The 17,676-nt window shown below is 47.0% G+C and carries 15 protein-coding genes and 1 riboswitch; of the genes, 3 read left to right on the forward strand and 12 right to left on the reverse strand.

Translation table 11 applies throughout. The features are described 5' to 3' along the window. Nucleotides 1-89: 89 nt before the first annotated feature. The gene (locus ACFQZT_RS20595) at nucleotides 90-845 is read right to left on the reverse strand and encodes a GTP pyrophosphokinase (RefSeq protein ID WP_379302794.1); all 756 of its coding nucleotides are present in this window, start codon (nucleotides 843-845) and stop codon (nucleotides 90-92) included. 258 nt (nucleotides 846-1,103) lie between these two features. On the opposite strand from ACFQZT_RS20595, the gene ACFQZT_RS20600 reads away from it, so the two are divergent. Next, nucleotides 1,104-1,916 (forward strand): hypothetical protein, encoded by an 813-nt coding sequence (locus ACFQZT_RS20600; protein WP_379302728.1) that lies wholly within the window; start codon nucleotides 1,104-1,106, stop codon nucleotides 1,914-1,916. 11 nt (nucleotides 1,917-1,927) lie between these two features. Here the strand turns inward: ACFQZT_RS20600 and ACFQZT_RS20605 are convergent, their stop codons facing one another. The 6 genes from ACFQZT_RS20605 to gnd form a co-directional block, all read right to left on the reverse strand. Continuing rightward, nucleotides 1,928-2,260, reverse strand: a complete 333-nt coding sequence (locus tag ACFQZT_RS20605) for a hypothetical protein (RefSeq protein ID WP_379302729.1) — start codon at nucleotides 2,258-2,260, stop codon at nucleotides 1,928-1,930. Nucleotides 2,261-2,368: 108 nt separating this feature from the next. Next, a riboswitch (cyclic di-AMP (ydaO/yuaA leader) is annotated at nucleotides 2,369-2,501 on the reverse strand. Nucleotides 2,502-2,547: 46 nt separating this feature from the next. After that, nucleotides 2,548-3,153: a DedA family protein gene (locus tag ACFQZT_RS20610; protein ID WP_379302730.1), complete on the reverse strand. Its 606-nt coding sequence runs from the start codon at nucleotides 3,151-3,153 to the stop codon at nucleotides 2,548-2,550. 184 nt (nucleotides 3,154-3,337) lie between these two features. Continuing rightward, nucleotides 3,338-4,885 (reverse strand): gluconokinase, encoded by a 1,548-nt coding sequence (gntK, locus tag ACFQZT_RS20615; RefSeq protein WP_379302731.1) that lies wholly within the window; start codon nucleotides 4,883-4,885, stop codon nucleotides 3,338-3,340. Between the two features lie 42 nt (nucleotides 4,886-4,927). Then, nucleotides 4,928-6,289 carry a GntP family permease gene (locus ACFQZT_RS20620; protein ID WP_379302732.1) on the reverse strand — a complete coding sequence of 454 codons (1,362 nt, stop codon included), beginning with the start codon at nucleotides 6,287-6,289 and terminating at the stop codon, nucleotides 4,928-4,930. 151 nt (nucleotides 6,290-6,440) lie between these two features. Continuing rightward, a complete protein-coding gene (locus ACFQZT_RS20625) occupies nucleotides 6,441-7,112 on the reverse strand; it encodes a GntR family transcriptional regulator (protein ID WP_379302733.1) in 672 nt (223 codons plus the stop codon). 109 nt (nucleotides 7,113-7,221) lie between these two features. Further along, the gene (gnd, locus tag ACFQZT_RS20630; protein ID WP_379302734.1) at nucleotides 7,222-8,121 is read right to left on the reverse strand and encodes a phosphogluconate dehydrogenase (NAD(+)-dependent, decarboxylating); all 900 of its coding nucleotides are present in this window, start codon (nucleotides 8,119-8,121) and stop codon (nucleotides 7,222-7,224) included. Nucleotides 8,122-8,543: 422 nt separating this feature from the next. Here gnd and ACFQZT_RS20635 point away from each other — a divergent pair, with 422 nt between their 5' ends. Further along, nucleotides 8,544-9,029 (forward strand): SRPBCC family protein, encoded by a 486-nt coding sequence (locus tag ACFQZT_RS20635; protein WP_379302735.1) that lies wholly within the window; start codon nucleotides 8,544-8,546, stop codon nucleotides 9,027-9,029. A gap of 48 nt (nucleotides 9,030-9,077) precedes the next feature. Continuing rightward, entirely contained in the window at nucleotides 9,078-9,476 is a 399-nt protein-coding gene (locus tag ACFQZT_RS20640; RefSeq protein ID WP_379302736.1) for a DoxX family protein, read from the forward strand. A 637-nt stretch (nucleotides 9,477-10,113) separates the two neighbouring features. Here ACFQZT_RS20640 and ACFQZT_RS20645 read toward each other — a convergent pair. From ACFQZT_RS20645 to ACFQZT_RS20665, 5 genes are all read right to left on the reverse strand, one after another. Then, nucleotides 10,114-10,836, reverse strand: coding sequence for a hypothetical protein (locus tag ACFQZT_RS20645; RefSeq protein ID WP_379302737.1), 723 nt, complete (start codon nucleotides 10,834-10,836; stop codon nucleotides 10,114-10,116). Between the two features lie 201 nt (nucleotides 10,837-11,037). Further along, a complete protein-coding gene (locus ACFQZT_RS20650) occupies nucleotides 11,038-11,511 on the reverse strand; it encodes a VanZ family protein (RefSeq protein ID WP_379302738.1) in 474 nt (157 codons plus the stop codon). A gap of 460 nt (nucleotides 11,512-11,971) precedes the next feature. After that, nucleotides 11,972-13,552, reverse strand: coding sequence for a SagB family peptide dehydrogenase (locus ACFQZT_RS20655; RefSeq protein ID WP_379302739.1), 1,581 nt, complete (start codon nucleotides 13,550-13,552; stop codon nucleotides 11,972-11,974). A 71-nt stretch (nucleotides 13,553-13,623) separates the two neighbouring features. Continuing rightward, on the reverse strand, nucleotides 13,624-15,567 hold the full coding sequence (locus tag ACFQZT_RS20660) for a TOMM precursor leader peptide-binding protein (protein ID WP_379302740.1): 1,944 nt from the start codon (nucleotides 15,565-15,567) through the stop codon (nucleotides 13,624-13,626). Next, nucleotides 15,564-17,528 (reverse strand): putative thiazole-containing bacteriocin maturation protein, encoded by a 1,965-nt coding sequence (locus tag ACFQZT_RS20665; protein WP_379302741.1) that lies wholly within the window; start codon nucleotides 17,526-17,528, stop codon nucleotides 15,564-15,566. The genes ACFQZT_RS20660 and ACFQZT_RS20665 overlap by 4 nt, the downstream gene beginning before the upstream one ends. Nucleotides 17,529-17,676 lie beyond the last annotated feature (148 nt).

Genomic DNA, 17,676 nt, shown 5'->3' on the forward strand with positions numbered 1-17,676 from the left:
GTGAATGGATAAAGAATTGGAATGAAGAAAAGCCTGCTGAGGTTTCTCAACAGGCTGAAGAGAGTGCCATTACGGCACTCTCTTCCTTGTTATTGTTCTCGTGCACCATCTAATAGCCCCAGCAAAGCTTGTGGCAACGCAAATTGCTGGTTGTTAATAATAATTCGGTTCAACTTCTCCTCGTTGATCTCGGTTTGCTCTTCTTTGATGATTTCAATTTCTTTATGCAAGCGTTCCATTTGCTGATCCAGCGCAGAAGCGGCATATGCGGCTTGTTTTAACTCTTCGAGCAGCCGAGCCGGCACAGCCCGGTTATCTTCGGTGAATTTATAATAAATTTTATGTTCCAGGCTCGCCCAGAAATCCATAGCAATCGTCCGGATTTGAATTTCAATGCAAACACTTTCCCGTCGATCCGACATATGAACCGGCACTTCGATGATCAGATGGAGGCTCTGATAACCGTTCTGCTTGGGGTGCTTAATGTAATCTTTTTCCTCGATCACCTTTAAGTCACTTTGATTTTTGAGCATTTCACTTATTAAGTAAATGTCCGATATAAAAGAACAAGTAATGCGTAATCCCGCAATGTCTTTAATGTTGTCCCTGATACAGGGAAATGAAATATCGCAGCCTTTTCTAAAAAGTTTATTTACAATGCTTTCCGGCGACTTCAAGCGAGATTTTGTATGCTCAATCGGGTTATATTCATGCAGCATCTCGAATTCCTGGACTAAAATTTCAATTCTTGTTTCCATTTCATCCAGCGCGAATTTATACATCATCATAAAACGAGTGATATCGTTTTTAAACTGTTTTAACTGATTTATTGAAAGCTGGTTCATCATCATTTTGTTTCCTTCCCATAATTTATGGTTATTTTCCCATCTACCGCTAGTTTAAAGTACATTTGCCCCTAGCGCAAATTTCACGCTAACTCCGTTCTCTTGACACCCGCCGAGACCTATTGTATAGTTACACATATAAATTCATTTGGACGGCTTACGATGGAAGCACCCGTAAGAATAGGCTTATCGCCTTTCTTGCAGGTGCTTTTTTTGTCGTTAAATCCGCCACATTCTATCCGTTCAGGAGGAGGAATCATGATGAAAAGATTTATTAGTTTCGTAGTTTTACTTACCGCGCTTATGTCAGCCATTCCAGTCACAGTTGCGGCCGCTGCCTCACTTGAGATGACGCCAGCCCTTCAAGCATCGCTCGACAAAACGATTGCAAACACCAGTCAAGCGCAGGGAAGCAAAATTAAATCGCAAGTGAACGAATTCCTTACGCTGCAGAATCAGGATCAAGACTGGGAGGCTAAAATTAGCGCTCTACACAAAGAGAACGAGGAAAAAGAGGCCGCGCTCAATAAGCAAATCAAAGAAATCGATGCAGCCAAGCTGGACAAATTAGAAGCCGATACGATCCAAGCGCGAGAACGGTACAAACCGTTATTTTCTCGTTATACCGAATTAAATAAACAAATTGAGGCCACCAAATTGCTGAAAAACAAGGACCTCAGCAGCATCCTTCGTTTTCAGGCCAGCGCCATGAGAATTCCTGTGCAGTTAGCACGTTTGGACATCAAAGCAAAAGAAGATGCATTGCGGGATGCTAAGGACAAAGCGTCCAAATTAATGAAAAAAATCCGCGGCACCCTAGTGGACATCGATCCCATTAACGTACAAATTAAAGCCAAGAAAAGTGCTATTAAAGACATCGAATCCAGCCAAACTCCGCTATGGAGTTTATTTAAACAAGCAGTGAAGAAAGGAGATGCACCAGGTGTGCTGAGCTCACTCTCCCCCCTGATCTCCCTATCCCGCCAAATCGCCCCAGAGCGACAAAAGATCATTAAACTTGAGGGAAAAATCAGCGATATCCTTGCTATTGCCAAGGCGCAATTGCCATAAAGGCGTACACATCATTGGCTCAAGATTCCCTTCATCACTTCCCAAAGTACATCGCATAGATCATCGTCTTGATAACTTTGACCTGATAAAGAAATCTTCCATACATCGGAGTCAAACTGCATCTTAAACGATGCGTCACTGCCCGAAAGGTAATCGATCATCTGCCCGATGTTTAACAAAGGAAGTGATCTATGTTTCTCGACTCCGTTTAAGTAATAGATCATCTCTTCTTGATCAGCGAATAACATATATTCACCTTCTTGAGGCGTCCACTGACTCCGAAGACTCTCCTGCTGATCACTATCAAGCTGTTGCAAGTGTTCTGCCTTAAGACGTTGGTTCATGAGCTCCTCCTTTATGGTACGAAATGAATAACCAATATTTGGGTGGAGCCCTATGCAAAAAGGACCCGTAAACACGGGTCCGTGAATGCAAAAAAGCATAAAAAAGCAGACTGACCCATCCATTGCTGACGAGGTTAGCTGTCGGGCTCGGGAAAGATGGTTCCCTACATGAAACATGATTCGCCCCAAAAAAATGGTTCCCCCGCTTTCCGCCTTAACGGAAATTAAGCGTATTTTACTCATACTCAATCGCTCGGAATGCGTCAATTGCCGATACTTTCCTGCATCTAACCCGTGCTACCCTTGCGCCACTTCAATAGGAAGAATACAATTAGCACCACACACAGTCCAATAAGAACGTATTTCAATGATTGTTCCACTTGCATAAAAATTAACTGCCACTGTTCACCGAATATGTATCCGATACCGAAAAATACTATTACCCATAAGGCCGCGCCGATATAGGCATATAGCGCAAAGGTGCGGTATGGAACACGGATCATTCCAACAAAATAGCCGATAAATTGTCTGAGTCCGGGTATAAAATAACTCAACAGGAGCAGTCTATTTCCATATTTCTCGTAGTATTTCTTGGTTTTCTCTAAGTGTGCCGGTTTTAAAAACAACCATTTTCCATACCGCTCTATTAGCGGCATACCCAGCTTGCATCCGATCCAGTAAGTGATCGTCATCCCTAATACGGACCCAGCATAAGCCATCCCCATTGCCGGGATCCATTCGAGAACGCCTTTATAGGATAAATAACCCGAATAGGTCAGCGTCGTATTTCCCGGAGGTATGGGCAGCGCTATGGCATCCAAAGGCAGACCGATTAACAATACCAGGTACCCATATTGCGCAAACAATTGCTCGACGAAGTCCAGAACTTTCACCAGACACCCCCTCATTCATCCAAAAAGAAGAGAACCATACTGACTATTTTACATGTTTCAGGACCAACACGCACTGTCCGGAAGCTTAGCTTAAACCACGACCTGAGTCTAGTTAAGTTTCAAAAATTTCGAATGCCAAAAAGACACCCCCTCGGGTGCCTCTTTGTTTTAGGCATACTTGCACTTATTCTCTTACAAGTTTTTGCTGAAATTTCGCTATAGCTTCGTATTCCGCTTCGAGCTTGCGCGAAATTTGGATATAAATCGGCAACAGCTGGTGATAGATCTCTGCATGCTCTCTGATGGGTTGATGCTGATGTGTGGAACCGACCATATTCGCAACGATCTCCAGCGTATCTGCTTTTCCGATAGCATTTAATCCAAGGACGACAGCGCCCAGGCATGAGCTTTCAAAGCTTTCTGGAATAACGACTTCCTGATCGAAAATATCCGACATCATTTGACGCCATAAGGGCGCACGGGCAAATCCCCCCGTTGCGTGAATTTTCTTGGGCCGTCCGATGCTTTCCTCCATGGCTAACAATACCGTGTACAGGTTAAAAATGACCCCTTCCAGAACAGAGCGGATCATATGTTCCTTCCGGTGGTGCATATTCAAACCAAAGAATGACCCCCGGGCGTTCGAATTCCATAGCGGTGCCCGTTCGCCGGTTAAATAAGGGTGAAAAATTAATCCGTCAGAACCCGGACTCACCTTCTCAACGATTTGCATCAATAAATCATAGGGATCGATCCCCAATCGCTTGGCCGTCTCGACTTCCGACGCCGCGAATTCATCCCTCGCCCAGCGCAGCAGCATGCCGCCATTATTGACCGCTCCGCCGATCACCCAGTGCTTTTCCGTTAATGCGTAACAAAAAATTCTCCCTTTCGGATCGGTCACCGGTTTGTCCACAACGGTTCTTATCGCGCCGCTCGTCCCTATTGTCGCCGCGACTACGCCCGGTTCGATCGCGTTCACGCCAAGATTGGACAGAACGCCATCACTGGCTCCGACAATGAATGGAGTGGACGGATCAAATCCCATTTCTTCTGCGAAGACAGTATGCATCCCCTTCAATGCAAAAGTCGTAGGTACAAGCCTCGACAGTTGGTTTCTTGACACCCCGGCGATCTCGAGAGCCTCCTCGTCCCAATCCAGCTTTTCCAGATTCAACATGCCGGTCGCTGACGCAATGGAATGATCGATAACATACTCGCCAAATAGTTTGGCGAACACATATTCTTTGATCGAAATGAATTTGCTTGCCTTTTGAAATAAATACGCATTATCATGGCGGAGCCACATTAGTTTGGGCAGCGGAGACATGGGATGAATCGGCGTTCCTGTTCGCAAATAGATGTCATGCCCATTCATTTCACGTTTTAAACGTTCCGCCCAAGCTGCACTTCGGTTGTCCCCCCAAGTGATGCATCGCGTAAGCGGTTTGCCTTCGGCATCAACAACAATGACACTGTGCATAGCCGAACTGAATGAAACGAACAGGACTTGTTCAGGCCTAGCCCCGCTTTGAACCATAACCCGTTTTAGCGTATGAATAACTGCGCGAAAGATTTGGTCAGGGTCTTGCTCGGCCACCGACGAAGAAGGTGTAAATAAGGGGTATCCTTCGTCCGCCTTGGTCACAACCTTCCCGTTTTCTTCGAACATAACGGCTTTCGTGCTCGTTGTTCCAATATCAACACCAATCATATACATAGGTTGACTCACTGGTTGAACCTTCTTTCCTGGTGAATTGCCGAATGGCTCTCCTTAGACCACCGTGCTGAGGAGAAGAATGAAAATCAATCCCACAACCGATAGAATCGTTTCCATCATCGTCCATGATTTCAAGGTTTGCGGAACGGACATATTGAAGAATTCCTTCACCATCCAGAATCCCGCGTCATTCACATGAGACAGAACGAGCGAGCCCGCACCTGTGGCAAGGACAACAAGCTCGACGTTCGCATTGGGGTTTTGCCCGAGCACTGGAGCTATAATTCCCGCGGCCGTTGTCATGGCAACCGTTGCCGAGCCTGTAGCGACTCGAATTAACGCAGCTACGAACCAGGCAAAGAAAATGATATTAACATGAGCCTGAGTAGCAATCGCAGCAATCGCTCCGCCAACTCCGCTGTTAATCAAAACCTGTTTAAATGCTCCACCCGCCCCAATAATCAATATGATCGTAGCCGTTGGCGCTAAGCATTCACTTGCAAATCGTGAAACATCTTCTCTGGAAAACCCTCTCGCAAAGCCAAGAGAGAAGAAGGAGAAAACGACAGCAATTAAAAGCGCGATAATCTCATGCCCGATAAACTCGCAGAACACCGTGATGCTGCTGGTCGCTTTCGGATCGATAATATTGGCAATAGAGCCAATTAACATTAAAATGACAGGCAGCAAAATCGTAAACAACGTAATCCCGAATCCCGGAAGCTCGCGATTCTCCTTCGATGCGAACTGCTCGGCCAGCTTGGCCGGCGGCTCAACCAGAATTCGTTTACCGATAAATTTACCGAATAAAGGACCCGCTATAATCGCAGTCGGCAGTCCGATAATGATGGAATACAGGATGGTTTTGCCAAGATCCGCTTTATACGCGTCAATCGCAATCATAGGTGCCGGATGCGGAGGAACAAGTCCATGCACTGTTGACAGTCCTGCCAAAACAGGAATACCAATCTGTAATAACGACATCTTCGTTTTACGGGCTACGATAAACACAATCGGAATTAACAGGATGACACCGACCTCAAAAAATACGGGTATCCCTACAATGAAGCCAACGATCATCATGGCCCAATGAACCCGTTTCTCACCGAACTTATCGACCAACGTCGTCGCGATCCGTTCGGCTCCTCCGGATTCCGCCATCATTTTACCAAGCATCGTTCCAAGTCCGATGACGATTGCGATCGTTCCTAACGTACCGCCCAACCCGCCTGTCACCGCTTTAATGACGTCCCCAGGCTTCATGCCTGCAAGAAATCCTAACAGCAAGGAAGAAATCAGCAGCGTGACGAAGGGATTCCATTTAAATTTGGCAATAAGCACAACAAGAAAAACAATGGAAAGTAACGCCCATATAATTAATGTTACATTGTGACTGAAACCAAAGATCGTGCTCATGATGTGGCCTCCTGTTTTTATCCGGATCAATATTTCTTTCAACAGCATTCCCATTATAGAACGCTTTCAACAAATTAATTTTTACACATTGTATACTTGTCGACAATTTAATTCGCGCTTCTTCAAGCGCTTAGATACTTACGGCTCAAAACTAAGATATACTGCTATGAAGCGTTATATTGGAATCCGCGAAGTATTCTTGAACCACTTTTTGAATGACATTTACATCTTTGGACTCAAGCGCACTTACGATCATTCGATGCTTCTCAATGACTTTAAGCAGTTTGCCTTCACCTTCGGAAAAGATCTCATCCGTTGTAATTAACATCACGGTCAGCACGATATGACGAATGCTTTTCCATAAATGCAGAATTCTTGCATGCTTGGCTTCCACAATCATCGCTTCATGAAAACGAAAATCCAAATGCGAAAACTCTACGCAATCATTGTACTTAATAGCTAATTCCATTTTATCGATGAATTGCTTCAGATTAGCAAACAATGGCTCATGGTTACCACTGGCTAAACGTTGTTGGGCAAAGCTTTCGATCAAATACCGGACATCGTACAGCTCCTCAAGATCTTGAATGCTTAGCCCTAAAACAACAGCCCCCATCCGCTCCAATCGGATAAGCCCTTCGTTTGACAACGTTTTCAACGCTTCCCTAACCGGAGATCTGCTCGTACCAAAATCAGTGGCAACCCGATTCTCCGATATGATTTCACCTGGTTTGATCGTTCCGTTTATAATTTGCAGCCTTAATTCACAAGCAATAGACTCCCCTAGGGAAACTCCCTGCAGCCAAGCAGAAGGATAACGCATTTAGACTCAACTCTCCTATATAAATCATATTCGGATGATTAACATCGATAGATATTATCGATTTTAACACAAATTCGCCGAACGATTCTATGAGGAGAACAAGTTTTCGCTAATTATTACGGACAACGGCGTGACCGCCAAATTCATTGCGCAGAGCGGCAACAACCTTGCCATGGAATGTGTCCGTTTCAAGGGAGCGATATCTCATCAATAAAGACAAAGCAATAACCGGCGTGCTGGCTTCAAGATCCAGCGCTGTCTCGACCGTCCATTTTCCTTCTCCGGAGCTCTTCATGACGCCGCGGATGCCATCCAAATTAGGGTCTTTTGAAAAAGCATTCTCCGTAAGCTCCATCAACCAGCTTCGAATGACAGAACCGTTGGACCATACGCGGGCAACATCTTCATAGTTATATTCGAAATCACTTTTCGACAACAGTTCAAATCCTTCGGCAATGGACTGCATCATGCCATACTCAATGCCATTATGAATCATTTTCAGAAAATGGCCGCTGCCGTTCTTGCCGGCGTACAAATAACCTTTGTCCACTGCAATTCCTTGAAATATAGGCTCGATGAATGTAAAGGTTTCTTTATCCCCGCCAATCATAAAGCAGCCTCCATGTGCCGCGCCTTCCGTACCGCCCGAAGTGCCAACATCGAAAAACCGGATGCCATGTGCAATCAGCTTCTCCGCGCGAACAAGAGATTCTTTGTAGTGAGAGTTCCCACCGTCGATGACGATATCGCCTTGTTCCAGCAACGGGATGAGAGTCTCAATCACCTGATCCACAATCTTCCCGGCTGGAACCATAATCCATATAATCCGAGGAGACGGAAGTTTGGAAACTACTTCTTCTATTGATGCAGCAAATTCAGCGCCTTGCTCCGCCAATTTCTTACCGGGCTCAGGGTTCACATCCTGAACGACGACCTGATGCTGATGAAGAAGCAAGTTTTGCACAAGATTATAACCCATTTTGCCAAGACCTATCATGCCTAGCTTCATATTGTTCACCTCTATAAGTCTACAAGTATACTTGTGTACAAGTTGCTATTTCATATTACTGCTATCTATGGAATCTGTAAATATAAATTTGTAAGCGCCATGCAAAATTTAACAAGTTGACATAATCGAGTATATGAAAGACACCCTTCCGGTGTCTTTATATTTATATTTTATTTATTTGAGCATATTTATTCTCCACATAATTTTTAAACAATTTTCCGAGCAGGTCGTTCCATGATCTATACATGAGAATAGCAGAAGCATGGTTTATGATGGGAAAAATAAAAATAAATATTCCTTTACAGGAATATTCCTTATGTGGTATATTGAATTCAGAAAGGAGCTGGGTTATACAAAACTCCGATCTTCTCCGTTAACTTAACCCAGTCCAATGAACAAATACAATTGGGAGGAATGATAACATGAATGAAACTCAGGGAACGAACAACACCGTCACATCCGTAGCCGGTCAGGAACTTCGTATCACTCGGGTCTTTAATGCGCCGCGGGAGCTGGTTTTCAAGGCTTGGACAGATCCTGAACATTTGCCGAACTGGTGGGGACCCAAAGGCTTTACGAATACGGTTCAAGAAATCGATATTAGAACAGGCGGCGTATGGCGTTTCATTATGCACGGCCCCGATGGCGTCGATTATGATAATAAACTCTCCTACCTTGAGGTTTCGAGTCCTGAGCGACTCGTTTACTCCCATGGCGGGGGCGATGAGGATGATCAATTTCAAGTGACGGTCACCTTTGCCGAGCAAGCTAATACGACGACCGAGCTCACCATGACAATGCGCTTCAAATCCGCCGCTGAACTTGAGAAAGTGGTTAAGGAATACGGAGCCATCGAGGGCGCAAAATCGACACTTAATCGCCTTGAGGAACAACTGGCCACTATGTAAGAACTATAGCAAGTCAAAATTACACAATTTGAAGGGAGTAAATTATTTATGAAAAGAACGAAGATTTTGTACTGGATTTTTACAGCTCTGCTGGTAGTTTTAATGGGGTTTGGTTCGATTCCGGATATCCTCTATGCATCGGATGCTGTAACATTATTTAATCACTTGGGCTATCCCACCTACCTCCTCCCCTTTCTGGGCGTGGCCAAACTATTAGGTCTTGTCGCGATACTGATTCCCGGCTTTCCGAGAATTAAGGAATGGGCCTACGCCGGGCTTACATTTGACCTTGCGGGTGCGATGTATTCAAGTATTGCGGCGGGCGATCCTGCCAGCGGCTGGGTATTTTTCTTCATCGGCTTTGCTTTAATTGCCGGATCCTATGTATGCTACCATAGAAAACAAAAAGCGGCTTCATTAAGTCAGTCGGACCGATTAGCCGCATAACCCAACCCCCATATCCCTTTATAAAATTGCTTTTCTGGCTTCACAAAAGCACAGCCCCCTGTCACGATAGATGACAAGGGGCTGTGTTTTCTTCATTTGGACATCCAATTCAAAGGTGCTGCCGATCATTCTCCGGTAACCGGGTAGCCTCATAATTGTTCATCGTGTACTTGGAGGGGCTGAAGGAGAGATCGTTGAAGCCCACCGTCCATTTTTCGAGGCTTCAGAAAATGAGTGGAATAGTGCCGTTCAACTTGGGAGTCACCTGTTTTCGAGAAACGAAGTGGGCGTTTCCTTCCTTTTCCCCAGGACATATAGGCGGTATAGGATTCCTTAAGATCCAGCTCTCGTGCTGTTTTCCGGAAATCTTTCATGATGAAGCTGAATTGAGCCAAATTCCCATGAAGCACCCGCTCCAGGTAGGGAACCCTTCCGAGCCGCCATTCTTCTACAAGTTTTGGAGATATCTTCTCCATCTTCAAGAACAAATCCAACGGGCTCGCGTACCCTTTTTCCCAAATTAATTGATGCACCGTCCATATTCAGGATAACTTGTCCAGTAAGGAGATATCCAAGTAGGCATCTATAAGCTCGTCCATTAATTGCATTTCGATCGACCTCTTTCGGGTATTTGATCCTATTTTAGCAGAACATCTCTGGGATCAGCCAGTTCAATCGCTTTAGAGATATATCGCCGAAATATGTCCAAATCCCGATCGAGCAACTCCCGGATGATCGTGATCACATTCCAACCCTCATAGACCAGTTCACGCTCTTGCTTCTCATATTCCCGATATTCTGCGTAGCTGCATCGTTTCTCTACAATTTCATCTCCGACAAACTGGATAGCGATCTTCTTGGGGAATTGGGTCGGATAAAGATACAGACAATAACGTAACCGGGCTCCGCGCAAGGGATGCCCTATTTTCAGATCTTCGAAATCGTAGTTCACCATCGATCCCCAAAGCTCCTGAAGGAAAATGTAAACTTCCTCGCCGTATTTTACTTCCTCCTTGTTGGTAAGCTTTCTCTTTATCCAGCGGGTAACGTTCGGATGGACAAATCGCTCTTCACGTAGAGGACGTTCCACCTTAATTTCTTCTAAATGCCCGAATTCATATCGCAGTGCCTCTTTTCCGCAGTAAACCAACTGCCCCATCTGATCGAACACGATCGAATCCTTCGTCATGCAATTACGATAGTAAAAACGCTGATCTTCATTGCACAAGAACGTCATATAAGACATCATACTGCGGGCTTCTTCCGGATGCTCCCGTTCCAAATAAGCACTAAGCGGGGCAAAAGCACGGTTTAGCCATTTTTCCGTTACTCTCTTATGAAAATTCACTTTGGAAAACATGTTAACCTCACCTCTCTGTAGCCGACAAAAAAAAGCACGCATGCTCACAGAAGAAAAACTTCTGATAGCACGGTGCTTCCGTTTGTTCGGCAAATATCTTTACGTTAAGTGTATCACTTTACATCAAAATTGCCAAATTCGCAGCATAAGCCTGACACTCGATTAAAATTTTTAACCAGGAATCAGATGATGCACATCACTTTAGCTTTTGAAATGCTGCATGTTTTTGTCCGTGTAACGCTCGTTCCACATGGTTAGCATCTTACTCCGGACGAGCAAAGCGGTTTGAATGGCATAATGAGATAGAAAGATACCGGCTGAATCAATCGCCACATCGTAAAGTCTGCCATCACGATTAAAGTAAAGTTGGCAAATTTCAGTCAAAACAGCCAATAAAATTGCGATGAAAAGGGCCGGTTTTTGTTTGCGTATTAAATTGAACAGCAGGACATCCATCATCCCGAATCCAAGAAAATGACCGAATTTCACCATCACCCACTTGGGATGAATTTGGGTCAAATCCATCTTTAGCAATTCCGATAATTGGGGATGAAGATTAAAAGTAAACTCGATTGTATGATTGTAAAATAGAGCTTCGAGGTTCACGGTACATGTTAAGACGACCAGAACGAAGAACCATAAACAAACTAACAGAACCCGATACGGCATTCTCATACGACCAGGCTCTCCGTTATATTTTGGGAAAGTTCAGACCGTCGGCTTTGCCAAGCATCTACCAAATTATGTGCCCTTGGTGGATCGGCCTTTTCAAAACGGATTACTGGACAGTTGAATAAGCCCAAAATCTGGCGACCTCCAGGATGGGAAAGCATCGTACTCGATGCGGCATCGTAATGTTTATGATATAAGACAGCTCCAGCGGTCCAATCGCATGAGAAAGTTTTCATATTAACTCCCACCTATCCTTTTTGGATTAGCTTTACATCTTCGAGTATAGCCCCCGAACCTGAAACGCTTCTGAATATAAGCTGATCAGACTATAAAAAATCCCTGAAAGGATGCTGAAAGTCCGTTTCGCCATTTCATTGGAAAATGTGATCGGTGTATGCAAAAAGCACCCTCTCGGGTGCTTCCAACCTCAACTTGGAATTATCTAAGCGATTAAAGTGAGCATCTAGCCATGCAAACCTCCAACCAATCGGGGGCCATGACGATAAGGGCCAACCGGGATTTGAATCAGGCTGGTTATTCCTTGCGAAGTCATCTTGTAGATCTCATCGCACAATCTGGCATCAAATCCGAGGAGCGGATGCCCCCCTATCCCGATTGCGGATGCCGCCAATAGTAAACGCTGCACAAGCATCCCCGCTTCCATCTGTTGAATGCGGTATCCCCTATACCCCAGGGCTGTTGTGAGATGATTCTTGTCCCCTGCCACATGAAAGCATAGCGGAACTTGGGACAGATTCACGTTGTCGGAAGGCATGCCCTGCTGCAGCTTGAGCCGATGGTCTCCTTGACATACCCGCCGCAACGTATGAGCAGCACTATCATAATAGTAAGCGCCGTCCGGAATGCCTTCAACGTTATACAAACAGCCGTACAGTGAGACGCGAGAGACGGGGTTCTCATGGTCCCCATCCAAATCATTCCGGTACCTGAAGGAGGCCGTTGCCTCCTGCAGCAGCAAAGCCAACTGCTCTAGGCGTATCCTGCCCATAAGAAAATCACCGTCCGGCGAAAACCGCTTTCGGCTTATTGACGCCAGATCATACGACAACCGTTTCACTTGGGGTAAAGCCACTGCTTGATCCTCACTGTGTAAGATCTTCTCTACGCCAATTTGCCGTACCGGCCCAAGCGATTCCAATAGAGATGCTTCGTTCATCTTGATGAGTATCGGAAAATCCTTGACCTTCCGGGAACGGACGTAGTGATCATGCTGAACCGCTCTCAACTCCCGGCATAATTCGGTGGCGGAGCACGCCCGCTCTCCCTCATCCCTATCCGTAAACCATTGGACCATAGGCTCCACCGATAGCGGAATCACCGCATACACACTTTCTTCTTGTTCCGATATCCCGAGGAGACCATTCACGGCCCGATCAAGGAACTGGAAATACACGCCCGACGAGAAGCCGAAACGTTTCGCCACTTCCAAAAGCTGCCCGATTAACGCCCCCGCATCCAGACCTTGCAGTCGGCAGGAAAAGTTATTGTATTTAAAAAAGTTTTTCCAAAACAGGGTCGATACAAAAACCGTACCAAAGCAAGCCGAAACGTCACAGTGATCACCAAGAGCCCGAGCTAAATAGGCATCGAAGTTGCCTTCGCGCAGCAGCACCAAACGGTGGTGCGCCACATCATAATGATATACCCCCTCGGGCAAATCCTCTAATTTCAGATACACGTAAATTTCATTTGGATATAACGCTCCCCCGGAGGGAGCAAACCGCCGGTACAATTGCAGCAGGCCCATATTTTGTATCATGGAATTTGAGGCAGGGACGGACTGGGAAAGTTGAGTGAGCCCGAATATGTACCAGAGAAAATGCCCTATATTACGAAGGTCAGGCAACGCCCGCGCTTCACCGCCATCAAGCGTCAGCGGTACTTCCGGCGATAATGGAACCACAGGCAACCCGCGGTAAAGCTTATACGCAAGCGGTCCATCTTCCCAATCCACCACCGCGTCCGGCGGCTTGGTCTTGTCAATGTCATAATGCAGATTGTGCAGAAATGCCTCCAGATTCATACTTTTCCCTCCTGATATGAACGAGGGTGTGAACCACTCCACGCTTCAATTTGGGATATCATAGTGATAACCTATGGGAACGGATGCGGGTATGGATTGAGATCTTCTAGCGTCAACGGCTGCTTCGCATACCCGAGTTCCACCGGTATCCTCAAAACCCGCTCGAGCCCTGTCACACGGGTAAAGTGATGTCCGAATGTCATCGGCAGCATCCCTGGTATCAGCACTTTCACGCAATGCAATCCATTTCGAATGATTTCCGGCGCTGACAGATCCACCACGATCACATCGAGATTCAATCGGCGGAACGCCTGGAGAACGTCTTTCAGATCGTCCGTTAAATCAACATGCCTCGCCTCCCGCTTGAATTCCTCTTCAAACGATCGCATCGGGCGATTTTCGTCCAGCAGAAATTGCAGACGTTCCTGCGCTTGCGGCAAAGCGTACAGCAGTGAATGATCCTCCATCTGATGCACCAGGGAGGAATCATGAAACATCCGAACATACGCCTCCCGGTTCTCTTCAAATTTTTTATCAAGATTCAGGACCATGCCGGCCAACTCGTGAACCGCGCCTTTCATCGCCCGTACCGGATCAGGGTGGGCACCGGCCGCACAGATAAGATTCACTCCTGTTTGTTTCCTGTTTTTCGCTATCCCCCAAACGCTTGGAATCCCGTGCTCCATCGTCGAATTGTAGAAGTACACATCGAACCCCGCCACAGCTCGCAAACGTTCGATCATCAGCTGCAATTCCCGGTCGTTAGCGGAATAAGGGTCAAGACGCGGGAGAGGCAGCTGCGCATACCAAGTCATCAGAAACGAGTCTCGCTCCACAACTTCCAATATGCCGTAAAAAATAGCCTCCTCCAAGCTTCCTCCTAACGCGCACCCGTTGGAAGACTCGGATACGAAAGAATGCCCGCAGCCCATGCTGTAATAGGCGAGCTGCTCCGGAACCAGAATCGGACGCTCTTGCAAAAACGAATATCCCCAAACCCAATCGATGGGGCGGTCAGGATCGAACGCCGTGAATGGAAACCCCGGCTGAGCATACTGCTCCTTCGCGTGTACCCCTAGATTGACTGGGTCGAGCGCTTGATCTTCCAGGTTGCGGAAGCTGCCATGGACTACCGTCCGTTTGCCACGAGGCGCCAGACCGCAGTACCGCTCCAATCCTTCCAAAATGGCGGTCAACTCGCTCGCCGCATAGGAATGAGTCCTACCTGCCGTTCCTACGTCCTCAGCGATCAACGGCAGATTCACACTCACATCGGCAAATGGCGACGCAAGGTCAACCATTTTTCCATTCAAAAAGCCGGTCCGGTAATCCAGATAGTCTTTGGTCAGAACTTTCTTCAAATCATCCATCGGGCGGGAGCGGTAGCTGTCCAAGCTGATCTTTGGACTTGGCTGCAGCGAAATGCGGGCTGCTGCCGATGAATCGTCAGGCAATCGATTGCAAACCGGACAAAGCGGGTCAGGGAGAAAGAAGTGAAGTGTGCTTTCCAGTGTTTTCAGGTTGATCACAGACACTTTCTCTGCCAATTGAACCGGTATGCCTTGCAACATCTTCCTTGCCTCCGCCACCAGCAGATGAGCTGCTTGCAAAAGTCCCGTTCGCGAAGCCCACGCATCTCGCGCTATTCCCCCGTGCGCAGATAGCCTTTGCTGCAGCGCCCGCATCTCCCTGCGGTCACGTCCCGCCATGAGGCTCCGAATGTCCGCACACTGGGAACACCCTTGTGAACCCGGGCGAACCAGAGGCCCGATCACGGCTTCGCCAAATGAAACAAAGCCGCGCAACCAAGGGATGCCGGCTGGCTGCAGCAGCTCTTCCGCCTTTTGATGAACGTAAGGATGCCAAGCATCGTGCAGCACTAGAGCCAAATCCACTGCTTCCGGTACTCCTGCCTCGAAATCGTTCTGACGAACGACCTCGAAGTGGGTTGACAGTTCTTCGTACACATAGTCCGCCAACACCCCATCTCCCACAATCATAACGATGGCGCTCACCGGGATCCCTCCTCTCGCAGCAACACGCCAAACACTCCTGCCATTTCTTCTTTCAAAAATGGTTCTACGGCCAGATCGAAGACCAAGAGCCGCTTTTGGTTCTGTTCCAAGACCTGCAAGGCGGATTGCAGAACCTCCGATTTTACCGTCGTTTCACAGGATGGGATCTCAAGACTTAGCGGCAGCTGTTCTGCCAGACGCACGGACGATACCTCCAAATCTTGCGATGATGGGCGGCTATCCGATTGGTTTTGTGCCTCCAACAGAGCATGTTGCAAAGCATCCCGCAACGCAAGCGTTACATTCAAGCCTACACCGCCATACCAGCGATCACTCGTACCGACCCACATCACTGGGAAACCTGACACGGTCTCTCCCAAGCCAATCATCGGCGCTCCCTTCATCGTCGTCAAAGCCTGCAAATAAAACTGGCAATGTTTATCTTCTATCGCAGACAATTGTACTCGAAAGACAGAAGGTAACTGATACGTCAGTTGCTTGCCCAACATCTCGGCCAAACACCTTTGCAACCCTCGTCCAATGCCTTCTGCAACCGTTTCTCCCGCTCCAACGCCGATAAATTCCTGCGGTTCGATCCTGCTGCCCTCATCTCCCTGATAGGAGGAAAGCGTTGCAGCGAGCTGGCCTGCCATTCGCGACACATACGCTTCAATTCCGGCTAGCCCCCCTTCCCGCCGTGCACCTTCATGCGTCAGATCGGTACAAATAATATCCGACAACAGCCTGGCCGGCCCTTCCGATAGCGGATCGATTGGCTGAACGCGACACTGAGAGAGCGGCAACTGCTTTAAGTCACCCTCCTCCCAAATATGAAATATTCCTGATTCCGCCGATGTCAACCGGCCGAAGAAAGGAAGCAAACCGCTCTCACTTTTGCTTGATCTACGCTCGAGCTGCAGTTCGAAATCGTGCATCCATTCAACTGCGGTACGTCCGTTCACAAGCGGATGGGGCATGAAAGAATGCCATCTTCCTTCCAGAGTCTCCAGATTAAGCAGGAAGAATCGATTACTTTGTTCCGAATCATTCACGCCTGTAATCTTTTTTAGTAATTCAAACACGATCACATTCGCTAATAGTGCTCCCGCTGTGGAAGAAAAGGTGTGCAGCTGCGGGTCTTTACAAATTGCGGATTCGTGTATGCTGCGCCACGCTGACTCCCAGCAGCTCTCAGAGTCCGGATGCACAAGAGGGCCCGCCATACCCGCCTGCTGCAGACAAACAGCGGGAAGAAACACCTTCTTCTCCTCCCTGCACACTGCATGAAGAACCCGCAGTTCCTCGATATCACCCTCCCGCGACACAAACAAAATCGAATCAAACGGCCTCACAGCCTCCCGCCAACTATGAACCCCCTCCTTCTGCAGCGTAACCTCTTCTATGGCTACCTCAGGGTCCGTTTTACGTGCATGTGCCGCCAGTTCTAGCATTCTTTGCCGATCAGTCGGCTCTGTACCTGAGACCAGCACATGTATCTTGGGCAATCCGGATTCAAGCAGCGCGGAAATGACCGAGATCAAAAATGGACCAGAGCCGACCGCCAATATTTTGGACTGACGATAGGTTTGAAACCGGTACGCACCCGATTCACTGAAATGGTCCAAAAATTCAATTTGAGAAGCATACTTTTGGAGAACTTCTGCAGACAATTGATGTGGATTGTCTTGACTTACATCCCGAACAAATCCATTACGATATAACATTTCTGTAATTCCAAATACTTGGTTCCGGTATTGGTCCGGCAACCCGTCTGTCAAATCCTCCAAACTATGCTCCCCGTTGAATATCGGTATCAATTTTTCAATCCACTGATCGATCCATTCGCCTTCCATACGGAACGAACTTACATTGTTTCGAAAATATACACTACCGTTTGGATCAGGGAGAAAAAACGTATCTCTTTTCATCTTCGGTCGCATCGAAGGGTTCAAATTTGCCATTCTATTCCTCCTCCGTAAAGCTGTTCTCAATCTGCACCGACTCTTCACAAGTAATCTTATGTACAGCTAATTGTCCCTCATGTCTTATTCTTTAAGGGAAGCGTATACTTTAAAATAGACATGGGAAAAACCCCTCGGTTTGCTGGGA

The sequence above is a fragment of the Paenibacillus sp. GCM10027628 genome, from assembly GCF_042676385.1.
In the GTDB taxonomy this organism is placed as follows: domain Bacteria; phylum Bacillota; class Bacilli; order Paenibacillales; family NBRC-103111; genus Paenibacillus_E.

Coding starts and splice junctions, on each gene's coding strand:
- ACFQZT_RS20595 (WP_379302794.1), bottom strand. CDS start 845: ATGAACCAGCTTTCAATAAATCAGTTAAAACAGTTTAAAAACGATATC.
- ACFQZT_RS20665 (WP_379302741.1), bottom strand. CDS start 17,528: ATGGCAAATTTGAACCCTTCGATGCGACCGAAGATGAAAAGAGATACG.
- ACFQZT_RS20600 (WP_379302728.1), top strand. CDS start 1,104: ATGATGAAAAGATTTATTAGTTTCGTAGTTTTACTTACCGCGCTTATG.
- gnd (WP_379302734.1), bottom strand. CDS start 8,121: ATGAAGCTAGGCATGATAGGTCTTGGCAAAATGGGTTATAATCTTGTG.
- ACFQZT_RS20655 (WP_379302739.1), bottom strand. CDS start 13,552: ATGAATCTGGAGGCATTTCTGCACAATCTGCATTATGACATTGACAAG.
- ACFQZT_RS20650 (WP_379302738.1), bottom strand. CDS start 11,511: ATGAGAATGCCGTATCGGGTTCTGTTAGTTTGTTTATGGTTCTTCGTT.
- ACFQZT_RS20635 (WP_379302735.1), top strand. CDS start 8,544: ATGAATGAAACTCAGGGAACGAACAACACCGTCACATCCGTAGCCGGT.
- ACFQZT_RS20625 (WP_379302733.1), bottom strand. CDS start 7,112: ATGCGTTATCCTTCTGCTTGGCTGCAGGGAGTTTCCCTAGGGGAGTCT.
- ACFQZT_RS20640 (WP_379302736.1), top strand. CDS start 9,078: ATGAAAAGAACGAAGATTTTGTACTGGATTTTTACAGCTCTGCTGGTA.
- ACFQZT_RS20605 (WP_379302729.1), bottom strand. CDS start 2,260: ATGAACCAACGTCTTAAGGCAGAACACTTGCAACAGCTTGATAGTGAT.
- ACFQZT_RS20645 (WP_379302737.1), bottom strand. CDS start 10,836: ATGTTTTCCAAAGTGAATTTTCATAAGAGAGTAACGGAAAAATGGCTA.
- ACFQZT_RS20620 (WP_379302732.1), bottom strand. CDS start 6,289: ATGAGCACGATCTTTGGTTTCAGTCACAATGTAACATTAATTATATGG.